The sequence below is a fragment of the Labrys miyagiensis genome (assembly GCF_030160835.1).
In the GTDB taxonomy this organism is placed as follows: Bacteria; Pseudomonadota; Alphaproteobacteria; order Rhizobiales; family Labraceae; genus Labrys; species Labrys miyagiensis.
Map to the genome: position 1 here is coordinate 85,312 of NZ_BSPC01000021.1, position 10,263 is coordinate 95,574.

Consider the following 10,263-nt stretch of genomic DNA (forward strand, 5'->3'; position numbering starts at 1 on the left):
ACGGATCGGCGGCATGCCCATCATCCTTCCAAACGGCGTTACATCCGCAACATTGCTACGCTCCGAAGGCATCGAAGTTCTACACAGGTCTCCTCGACCTAGCTCGACGCTTCGCGTCGGGCTCCTCAACTTGATGCCGGAGATGAGCCGCACTGAGATGCAGTTTGCGCGTCTTCTCGGGTCCACTGACCGCTACGTTGAGATTGTGCTCGCAATGCCACCATCCTATCGATCTGACCGCGTTGAGACGGCGCACTATGAGCGTTGGAGCGAGACGTCGCTCCCGCGCCGGCTCGACGGCCTGATCGTGACCGGTGCACCACTGGAACTTCTAGCCTTTGAGGATGTCAGGTATTGGCGCGAGCTCGTTTGCATTTTCGACTGGGCAGCTCGCAACGTCGGCAGCTCGTTGTACGTTTGCTGGGGTGCCTCCGCGGCCCTCTATGCATTCCACGGCGTCAGAACGAGGATCCTGCCGCAAAAGATCTCCGGCGTTTTTCAACAACACGTTGTGGAAGCAAAAGACCCATTAATGGCAGGACTGGCAGCGACCTTTCCTTGCCCTGTCTCACGACACGCCGAGGTCGAGACCCACAAGGTGCCATGGCAACGCGATCTTACCTGTCTGGCACAATCGGCGGAAAGCGGGCTCTGCCTCGTTGGCGACGCCGCCCGCAACGCGTATTACATGTTCAATCACCTCGAATACGACGCCGACACGCTGAAGCTTGAGTATTTGCGCGATCGCGCACGTCGGGCAGGCACCACTTTCTCCCCAGAAACTCTCGGAAACCACAATATTGTGAATAAAGCTGGTCGGGACTGGCGCGAGCCTGCTGAGACGGTTTTTGCAAATTGGCTAGCGATCATTGCTGCGCAAGCTCAATCGGTCAGGGACGTCAACTACGTGGCATGATCGCTGCAAGAACAGTGCCTTGCCACCGACTCGACGCTTATTCTCGACGATCACGGTCGGATTGGTCCGTCGTGAATTGTAAAAGATTGTCTCAGGTAGCGACGCGGCTAGGGTGTCCAAATTGCGCATAACGGGAAGGATGGGAATTTGTTCGGGGCGGATTTCCTTTTTATCCCTTGCCTGCCCTCCGATCGTTCCAGAGCGAGCGGTCGAATAATCGGACCTTCATCGCAACTTGCGGAAGAAGGCGCAGATGTCTTTGGCCAGCAGCGCAGGCTGTTCCATGGCGGCGAAATGACCGCCGCGCGGCATTTCGGTCCAGTGCCGGACATCGTAGATGCGCTCCGCCCAGGCTCTCGGCGGGCGGGTAATTTCCTTGGGGAAGCGCGCATGGCCGAACGGCGGCAGGACGCGCCGACCCGGAACTATCAACGGGGGTGCGAGCGCACGTTCCTTGTACAGCCGAAGGCCCGAGGTGATGTTGCCGGTGAACCAGTAGATTGAGATATTGGTCAGCAGTTCGTCTTTGGTAAAAACCGCCTCCACGTCGCCGCCGCAATCGCTCCAGGCCCGGAATTTCTCTGCAATCCACCCAGCCAGACCGATCGGCGTGTCAGTGAGCGCATAGCCGAGCGTCTGGGGACGCGTGCCCTGTATATGGGCATAGCCGCCCTCCACATCCACCCAGTGGGCGACCTCGGCAATGTAGGCCCGTTCTGCCTCGGTCAGCTCCGCGGCATCGACGGGCGGTTGCGGCATTCGGAAGATGAAGTTCTGATGGATGCCAGCAACATGCTCCGCATCGGCCAGCGCCACCGCCGTGGTGACCGCCGCGCCCCAGTCGCCGCCCTGCGCACCGTATCGCCCGTAGCCGAGGCCAGCCATTAGCTTAGCCCATAAAGTGCCGATTTGCGCTGGGCCCGTGCCCGCTCGAGATGGCCTTCCTGAAAAGCCGTAGCCAGGCAGCGAGGGGATCACTAGGTCGAAGGCGTCGGCTGCATCGCCGCCATGTGCAGCCGGGTCACTCAGCAACGGAATGACTTTCTCGAACTCGATGAACGAGCCGGGCCAGCCATGCGTGATTATCAAAGGCAGTGGATCAGGGCCCTTGCCCCGAACGTGGACGAAATGGATGTCCAGGCCATCGATCGTGGCCATGAACTGCGGCAGAGTGTTCAGACGCGCCTCTTGCGTCCTCCAGTCGAACTCATTGCGCCAGTATCGCGCCAAGCCCTGCAACCAGGGCAGGTTGGTGCCCCAGCCGCCATCGTCGTCGTTGATCTCGTCCGGCCAGCGAGTGCGGTCGAGCCGAGAGTGCAGGTCAGCGATCGCATCGTCGTTTATGCCAATGCGGTAGGGACGGACATGCATGGCTGGGCTCCACGATGGCTGGACGGCTGACGCCCGACGCTGCCACTTACTATAGGGCGCGGGTACGTGTTCGACCACCTCCCCTAAGCCGACCGCGCGGCCCACACGCAGCGCCGCCAAATTCGCAGAACGGGATGTATGGAAGCTGCTTTGTCTTTGGACGGATGACACGCTCGGACTTTCTTCAGCCATCTTTGGCCTATCCCTCGAACCAATGGAGCTGAAGCTATGTCGGTCTATTCGGTTCCAGTCATGCTATCGAGGTTTATAGGTCGCTGGTAAGTGTGGCCAGCAAGTTGCCGCAACTCGGGCGTTTATTCTATGAAAGGGGAACTAGGATTTTAATCGAGAGGTTGGCCGATTATATTTTAAACCAAAATACGGCAGGTGTTCTGAAGGTACCCGATCTGGAAATGGCGGCGCAGCAATTCCTAAGTCTCGTTCGCGGAAACTTGCATTTGCGTGAAGTTCTTTCGAATGAACCTTGCTCGGAAACCGAAAGGGAGAGACTGATTGACACCGGCGTTGCGCTCTTTCTCTCGGGGTATGGCGCCCTGCCCCTCGGCCGTGTGACGCCGTTGGGAACGGCGGCCAACTCGGAAAAACATTAGAGCGCACTCAACGCGCCAGACGGGCTGCCGCGGCAGTTGGACAGCGAAGCTTTCGACAATGCGTATATCTATGATGAAGTTGCCAATCTTGAGACTCATGACATTAATCAAAGGTAAGCAAGCTGCCTTGATGTCGCGCCGACACCATCCGGATCGAGATAAGAACTAATAAGCCTGTGATGATGGCATCGGCCAAACTAACAATGACTCTCAATTGTGAGCCGACTCCGATATGAGATCAGCTCTTATCGACGATGCGTGTTGTGTCCATGATCGCACGGGTGGGGGGCGCAGGCGCAACGCTCCCTGCAGGAGCGGTCCTTGATGCCGGCGCCTTGCGGAAAATCGAAGTCCTATGCCGGTCTTCCATCTGGAGCTTTGCCCTGACCCGCATCAGATCCTTCCAGCCGATATAGCCGATCAGGCGATTATCACTACGGGACACTACTGGAAGGTGGGCTACATTGACCAATGATAAACGGTCGGCAAGGCTTTCCAGATATTCATCCGGATAGGCGAGGGTAATCTTGGCCCCGGCGAGCAACTCACCAAGTGGTGTCTTGCGATGCTTTCCAGCACGGCGCCAGCGCAGGATCGCCGGAGGATCGATGACGCCCAGGACATGGTTGCTCGCATCGACTACCGGAAAGCTTGGATGCGTTGCCTGTGGGCTGGTGAGGAAAGCCGCCGCCGCATGCAGGGTCATGCTTGCGGGCACGGACTCCACCGGCGTAGTCATCACTTCGTTCACCCGCCGGAGGGCAAACGGATCGATGCGGTATTCGCGCACGATGTGATGGCCGCGACGGGCGATCTTTTCCGTCAGGATCGAGCGCTTCATCAAAAGAACAGTGGTGAGGTGCGCTGCGCCACAGGCGGCGATGAGGGGCAAGAGCACGTGGGTATTGCCCGTCAATTCCACGGCAAAGAATGTTGCTGTCAATGGCGAGCGCATCGTACCCCCCATTGTAGCGGCCATAGCAAGAAGCGGCCAGAAGCCGGAAGGCGCTTGCGGCAAGAATCCCGAAAGCGCGGCTCCCATTGCGCCTCCCATGATGAGAAGGGGGGCCAGCACACCGCCCGATGTCCCTGATCCGAGCGCAACAGACCAGATGATAGCCTTGACGACTAGGAGAAGCAGAGCCGCTTGGGCGAGCGTATTGCCTTCCAGCATGGAGGCAATATTGTCATAGCCGACGCCCAATGCGCGCGGATCGACCAGGCCGCCGAGGCCGACGACCAGGCCCCCCAGGAGCGGCCACCACATCCAGTGGATTGGCAGCTTGAGGAAGCCATCCTCGCAGGCATAGACCATTTGGGTCAGGATACCCGACAAGAGCCCGGCCATGACACCGATCAACACCCAACCGCCAAGTTGGAGGACGCTGACTGCGACGCTGCCATCAAAGGCAAACAGCGGCGAGGGCATATGCAGCAAGGAACGCTCCACCCCGGCAACAATGGCGGCCACTGCAACGGGAATGAAGCTGCGGGGCGACCATTCGAACAAAAGAAGTTCGACCGCCAGCATGATGGCCGCGATCGGGGTGCCGAACACGGCTGTCATGCCAGCGGCAGCACCGGCGACAAGCAAGGTTTTGCGCTCATTGTCGCTGACAGGAAGCATCTGGGCGATGAGGGAGCCAATCGCACCGCCGGTCATGATGATCGGGCCCTCCGCACCAAAGGGGCCACCAGTGCCAATGGCAATCGCCGAAGAAAGTGGCTTGAGGATTGCGACTTTCAAACTCAGTTTCGACTGTCCCAGCAAGATGGCCTCGATCGCCTCGGGAATGCCATGTCCACGGATCTTTTCGCTACCATAGCGCGCGATCAAGCCAATAAGCAGCGACCCGGCTACCGGAATCAGCACCACCCATAGACCGAAGGGTGATTGCGAAGGCCCCACGTCTGCCAGGCTGAAACGCCCGAAATAGGCGATGTTGGTTGCCAGTCGGATCAAATTGATCAGAGCGACAGCAGCAGCCACGCTGGCCGTACCGACGATGATTGCAATGCTGGCGACAATGAGAACACGAGTGTCCGTCGTGAAATCACCCAAGCGACTATGGCTGTCTTTCTTAGTTTTCATCTGAAAGTCTTCAATCAAGAGGTTGCCTGCGCAAATTACCGCATTGAACTTGCCGACAGCGGGGCTCTGGCGAAGCATCATTTATATCGTTCCACGATATAAATGATGCTCACATAACTTGCAAGCTGACCGCCCGAGGAGCGCAGTCCCGCCGGAATGGGTTGTGTAGCCGTGTCACCATTCCTACCGCGAAGCGGCACTGCTCGTGCCCACCGCATCACTACCGGAGCGTAACTGCACCCCCGAGACCCGACCCTGATGTCAGGATCCGTCAGAAAATGCGATGACGGCCCGGTTGCCCATGGCGCACGGTGACGGGTTGAAGGCACGTCGCGGGATATGGTCTGAAACAGATTCAATGCAGATCGTGCCCGGGATCGTGTCGCGTAGAGTGGTGTAGCTGGGGCACGATCCACCCCCCGCTGACGTGAAGCCGATACACGTCTACCCCAACGAGCTCGAAGCTGTCGGTTAGGCGCTTCCAGTAGACGTTGGAGCCAATGGGTTTCTTGCTAGGCTTGCCGGTGCCGCCTCTTCCTCCGCCTCGATGCGAGCGGCCACCCGGTTCGGCCCGCCCTTCAGTGATGCAAATGGCGGTGGAGGCAAGCGGAACTCAGCCTTGCCGCGGCGGGGCCGCGTACCCCTTAAGAAAGAGCCTGACGCCGCTGGCGATCACCTTGTCGATCTCTGCCGCGGACGGGGCCTGCGTGGACAGAACCTCGCGCAAATGCAGGCTGCCGCGCACCAGGCTCAGGAATTGTTCGGCGGCGAGATCGGGATCGGGCACGTCAAGCAAACCCTCCTCGCTGCGGGTCGCGATGAAGGTCGCAAGCCGCTCCGTCAGCACCTTGGTACCATGCTCATAGAACAGGCGCCCGAGCTTGGGAAAGCGCGCGGAGACACTGACGAGGGACTTGTAGACCTCGATGGCGTGGCGCGAGCCGAACAGCCCGACATAATTGCGCGCCACCCGGGTGAGCACGGCCTCCATGGCGACGTGTTCGCTGGTCTGGCACCACAGATCCACCGCCGTCGCGGAGAGTTCTTCCACGATGAGTGTGGCGAACAAGGTCTCCTTGTCGCGGAAATGGAGATAGAGGGTGCCCTTGGACACGCTGGCATGCGTGGCCACCGCCTCCATGCTCACCGCATCATAGGGCTTGGCGAAGAACAGTCGCCGGGCGGCCCGCAGGATCTGTCTGGTCTTGAGATTCGGCCCGTTGTTCCTGACCTCCGCCTGCGGCAGTTTCGGGATTGAGACGGCGAGGGCCTTAGCATCGGTGCTGAGCATGAAAATCCCTCTCACAAGCCTGGGAGCACTCATCGGTGTGCTGGCAATTTATATCGTAATACGATATAAATTGCCAGCATGATCGCCGCCTGTCGAGCGGTGAGGAATGGAAGGGAGTGTTCGATGGTACCTGTGATTTTCGAGGGCAAGCGCTTTCAGGACGTCATCCTGCTGTTGCTGGCCATTGCCTTATTCGCATCGCCCTGGGTGCTCGGCTTTGCCGATAACGAAATGGCCAAATGGGATGCCGGCGTGGTCGCCGTTATCCTGGCCTACATGGCCGCCGCCTCCCTCTCCGAAACCAGGCAGTGGGAGGAATGGGTGACGCTGGTGCTGGGCGCCTGGCTGATTGCCGCGCCCTGGGTTCTGCGTTTCATCACCGATATCCCAGCCACCCGCGTGCATTGGGGCATCGGCGCGCTGACGATCATCGTCTCGCTATGGGCCGAATGGACCTACCGCCATCCGCCCAGGCTTTCGGCGCATTAGGCTGCGGTGACCAGAGCGGTCAGTGTGCTTCAGAGCAAAGGGCACGATAAAGAAAACGAGGGCCGTGGAGGTCTGAGATCGTCAACCTTTCGGTCTTTCGGCCAAACGAAAGGGCGCTTTTGAACGAGGCGCACCTGGAGTGCGTCTACACGCGATCATCCGAGCGGGCGACCTATTTCAGAAGACGCCCATCACAGATTTCATCATTGACGAGCGAGACCGGGGATTTCAGTTGGTCCGCTTCGGATTGGCTTATCGGGAATAGCGGACCTGTCTGATAACTGACTTTAAGCGACCTCCGGCCTCGCGTGGCCATAGGACAACCGCTGCAAGAAATACAACCGCTGCGCCTCGTTCGTGAACTGCTCTTGTCCTGACCCCTAATCCACGTTGGAGGAAAATCTCAGTGGCAGGTCACGGCGAGTGTAAATCGGTTTCAAAGATTAGCCCCCGTCGGTCTAACGTTAACCTATTGATATTATGTGCAAAATGCTATGACGGATGGGGACAGGATCGGTACCGATCGTGACCCCCTCAAATTCCAAACTATCGTGCTTTTTCAGCCGACTATGGTCGCGCCGTTAGGGGGCAACCTTTGGCGCCGATTTACACGTAGCTGATTGGGTTGCCCGCTCAGCAGCCTTTTAGTCCTTTCCGGCTGCTGCATATCGCACGCAGGTTGTCGGCAGCAGCAGAATACCCCAGGTCGCTCGCTCGACGAAACCACGTAACTGCCTGCAAATAGTCCATCTGTACCCCGTGACCATCTTCGTAGAGCACTCCGATGTTATTGATCGCTTCGGGAACTCCTAGATCGCTGGCCTTTCGATACCAACTCATCGCCTCCGTATAGTCCTGCCCGACTGCGAGGCCGGTATCGTAAAAGAAACCGACTTTGACCATTGCATAGCCATTTCCAAGGTCGGCCGCTTTTCGATACCAACTCAACGCCTCCTGATAGTCCTGCCCAACAGCGAGACCCGCATCGTAAAAGTAACCGATTTCGGCCATAGCAGATACATTTCCGAGGTCGGCCGCCTTTCGATACCAACTCATCGCCTGATTATAGTCTCGCGAAACACCACGGCCTTTTTCGTAAAGACTTCCGAGGTTGGACATGGCTTCTGCATTTCCGAGATTAGCTGCCTTTCCGTACCACGTCATTGCCTCCTGATAATTTACTGGCACTCCTCTACCGTCTTCATAAAGATAACCGATTTCGACCATAGCCGCTACATCGTTTAGGGCTGCCGCTTTCATAAACCAGCTCATCGCTTGCTTATAGTCGGTCGCGACACCTTGTCCATTTTCGTAGAGAGAGCCGACGTGATAGATCGCGAACGGGTACTGTAAGTCCGCAGCCCTGCGGTACCAAGTCATCGCCTGTTGAAAATCTTGTTCGACGCCTCGACCCTTTTCATAGAGGACACCAAGGTTGTCGATTGACACAGGGTTTCCTAGGTCGGCCGCCTTGCGAAACCAAATTGCGGCCTCCTGACTATTTTGGGTCACTCCATCTCCGTAATCGTATAGGAAACCTATGTTTCCCATCGCGGCGGTGCTTCCTAGGTCCGCAGCCTTGCGATACCAACTTATTGCGGTCGAGTAATCCTTGCTCGCGTTATAGGCGCGGCCCAACTGAAATAAAAACCGTCGGGTTGAAGGAGAATTTTTTGCGGCTTCTTGACAGGCCGGTATTGCGTTTGCGGGAACGAGCTTGTCCTTATCAATTCCGGGCCCAACATGATCCGGATCAAGCAGTGCGCCCGCAAGACTGTCGCAGGCATTTAAAGGGGTCGATACTCGAGTAACAACAACACCCGGTACACCCGGCACTAAGGCGATCTGGATGCCCGGCGTTTCGCCGGAGCTTTGTGAAGCTGCCGGTTCTTTTACATCGTTTGAAGCGAGTTCCGCTAAACGGGCGCTTGCCATCTCTTCGAACACTGTACCTGCATAATGCAGCTTGAATGCCCTCAGGAGTGCAGCATCGTTCGACGAGGCGAGGGAAGGCCACACAAGCGCAGCCTCGGCTATTCGGGCGTCAGTAGCCGCTACCGGTGGAGGGGCCGGCTCCGTAGACTCTACGAGTTGAAATTTGTCGAAGAGGTCAACTACCAGCTCGGGCTTCTGCTTGCCGCCAGTGAGATCAATGACGGATCGCGCAACATCTTCGAGCATCGCGGTGATATTCTCGCCGGGCGTCGGTAGCTTATCCAGAAGGGCAGCAGCAAAGGGCGAATGGTCCCCGCCAGCGGTGCCATCATCCGCGGTCTGCAAGAACTGCGCGGCGTACATGACGATCAAGCCATCAGGTGGTGCCTGAACCCGAGCGAGACCCCGGGTCTGGGCCACAGCCTTGGTCCCCGCCATACGCTGCTTCAAAGCCTGCTCGGCCTCATCATCTCGGCACGCGTCGAATAGGGCGATACGGACCCCCTTTGCTTCTCTTAGGCGTTCAAGGACGTCCTCAACCCTGATGAGTTTGCGCTCCGTTTGGCGCAGTTCCTCGAAAGTGGCATCAGCTGGAACAAGGTAGGGAAGACCCTCAAAGGTGGAACCGTGGCCAGAAAAATACACGATTGCGATATCGGCGTCCTTGGCGCGATCCTCGAAGCGATCAAGGGCCGTCTCGAAGTCGTCCTTCCCGAGGTCCTCGCCATAGACCACGGCAAATCCCAGCTTGCCCAGGGTGTCGCGCATGGCCTGAGCATCTTTGACGGGATTGTTGAGATCCGGAGCGAAGATGGGTCCACTGCCACGAGCATAGTGATCAATGCCAATCACCAAGGCTACTCGGTTGCCCGGCATCGCAACTGCTGGCTCAACCACTGTTGCTTTGGTGTCAGCGTTGGCGCGTGTAACGCCGAGGATGACGAGGAAAAGGACTATCAATAACCGTGTCATGACAAGTCCCTTGGTGCTTATCAATAGCCCCGTACGCCAATTCTACCAGAGGATGCAATCCGGTAAAGTACCACCAGGAACACCAAGCGGGCGCCGGCTGGGATCGCCCTTTGATGATAAGACCCCGAACATCGAGAACCCCTTAAAGGCCCTTGCCTGGGCCTCTGGCGTCACCTCCCCATGGTCCCCCCCGCCACCGTCCCCGGGGCATGACCGCGGATGGCATCCAACACGCTATCTTCAATGCCGGCTCACCGTCTTCAAGGTGTGGCGTGCGGACGGCGGGATTGAGCATGAACCCGGATAAGTTCGATCGAAGGCGGTGTGCTTATCAGCGACTCTCGCCGATCGCATGGCCGGTCGCCTCTATGTGACTCTGATTCAAGGCCTCCAGGAGGCTCTGTCAGAGCAAATTGCCGAAGGTGGCGGCCTAGGGTAGGGAGCGAGGATGGTGAGCCCCGAACCCAATCCATTTCGCTATTTCAATTCGTCGCCAGACGTGATCCGCTTCGCTGTGATGATGTACGTTCGCTACCCGTTGTCATGGAGGAATGTGGAGGACCTGCTGCATGAACGGGGCATCGAC

Annotated in this window: 6 protein-coding genes and 1 pseudogene; 3 read left to right on the forward strand and 4 right to left on the reverse strand. The window is 58.0% G+C overall.

Going from position 1 to position 10,263, the window contains the following annotated elements:
- Positions 1–13: 13 nt before the first annotated feature.
- Entirely contained in the window at positions 14–916 is a 903-nt protein-coding gene (locus QQL24_RS11360; RefSeq protein WP_284312117.1) for a homoserine O-acetyltransferase/O-succinyltransferase family protein, read from the forward strand.
- Between the two features lie 225 nt (positions 917–1,141).
- On the opposite strand, the gene QQL24_RS11365 is transcribed toward QQL24_RS11360, so the two are convergent.
- Complete coding sequence (locus tag QQL24_RS11365; protein WP_284312119.1) at positions 1,142–2,287, reverse strand: epoxide hydrolase family protein; 1,146 nt, start codon at positions 2,285–2,287, stop codon at positions 1,142–1,144.
- Positions 2,288–2,526: 239 nt separating this feature from the next.
- Between QQL24_RS11365 and QQL24_RS11370 the strand changes: the two are divergent.
- Positions 2,527–2,898: pseudogene (locus QQL24_RS11370) on the forward strand (TetR/AcrR family transcriptional regulator C-terminal domain-containing protein); the annotation flags it as partial.
- A gap of 238 nt (positions 2,899–3,136) precedes the next feature.
- Here the strand turns inward: QQL24_RS11370 and QQL24_RS11375 are convergent.
- Together QQL24_RS11375 and QQL24_RS11380 are read right to left on the reverse strand one after the other, a co-directional pair.
- Positions 3,137–4,990: a chloride channel protein gene (locus QQL24_RS11375; protein WP_284312126.1), complete on the reverse strand. Its 1,854-nt coding sequence runs from the start codon at positions 4,988–4,990 to the stop codon at positions 3,137–3,139.
- Positions 4,991–5,603: 613 nt separating this feature from the next.
- On the reverse strand, positions 5,604–6,281 hold the full coding sequence (locus QQL24_RS11380) for a TetR/AcrR family transcriptional regulator (RefSeq protein ID WP_284312121.1): 678 nt from the start codon (positions 6,279–6,281) through the stop codon (positions 5,604–5,606).
- Between the two features lie 123 nt (positions 6,282–6,404).
- Here QQL24_RS11380 and QQL24_RS11385 point away from each other — a divergent pair, with 123 nt between their 5' ends.
- The gene (locus tag QQL24_RS11385) at positions 6,405–6,770 is read left to right on the forward strand and encodes an SPW repeat protein (protein ID WP_284312123.1); all 366 of its coding nucleotides are present in this window, start codon (positions 6,405–6,407) and stop codon (positions 6,768–6,770) included.
- A 633-nt stretch (positions 6,771–7,403) separates the two neighbouring features.
- Here the strand turns inward: QQL24_RS11385 and QQL24_RS11390 are convergent.
- Positions 7,404–9,677: a caspase family protein gene (locus QQL24_RS11390; RefSeq protein ID WP_284312124.1), complete on the reverse strand. Its 2,274-nt coding sequence runs from the start codon at positions 9,675–9,677 to the stop codon at positions 7,404–7,406.
- Between the last annotated feature and the right edge of the window lie 586 nt (positions 9,678–10,263).

What these genes read in the sequence shown, in the direction of transcription:
- QQL24_RS11360 (WP_284312117.1), top strand. Translation starts at nt 14, where the DNA reads ATGCCCATCATCCTTCCAAACGGCGTTACATCCGCAACATTGCTACGC.
- QQL24_RS11365 (WP_284312119.1), bottom strand. Translation starts at nt 2,287, where the DNA reads ATGCATGTCCGTCCCTACCGCATTGGCATAAACGACGATGCGATCGCT.
- QQL24_RS11375 (WP_284312126.1), bottom strand. Translation starts at nt 4,990, where the DNA reads ATGAAAACTAAGAAAGACAGCCATAGTCGCTTGGGTGATTTCACGACG.
- QQL24_RS11380 (WP_284312121.1), bottom strand. Translation starts at nt 6,281, where the DNA reads ATGCTCAGCACCGATGCTAAGGCCCTCGCCGTCTCAATCCCGAAACTG.
- QQL24_RS11385 (WP_284312123.1), top strand. Translation starts at nt 6,405, where the DNA reads ATGGTACCTGTGATTTTCGAGGGCAAGCGCTTTCAGGACGTCATCCTG.
- QQL24_RS11390 (WP_284312124.1), bottom strand. Translation starts at nt 9,677, where the DNA reads ATGACACGGTTATTGATAGTCCTTTTCCTCGTCATCCTCGGCGTTACA.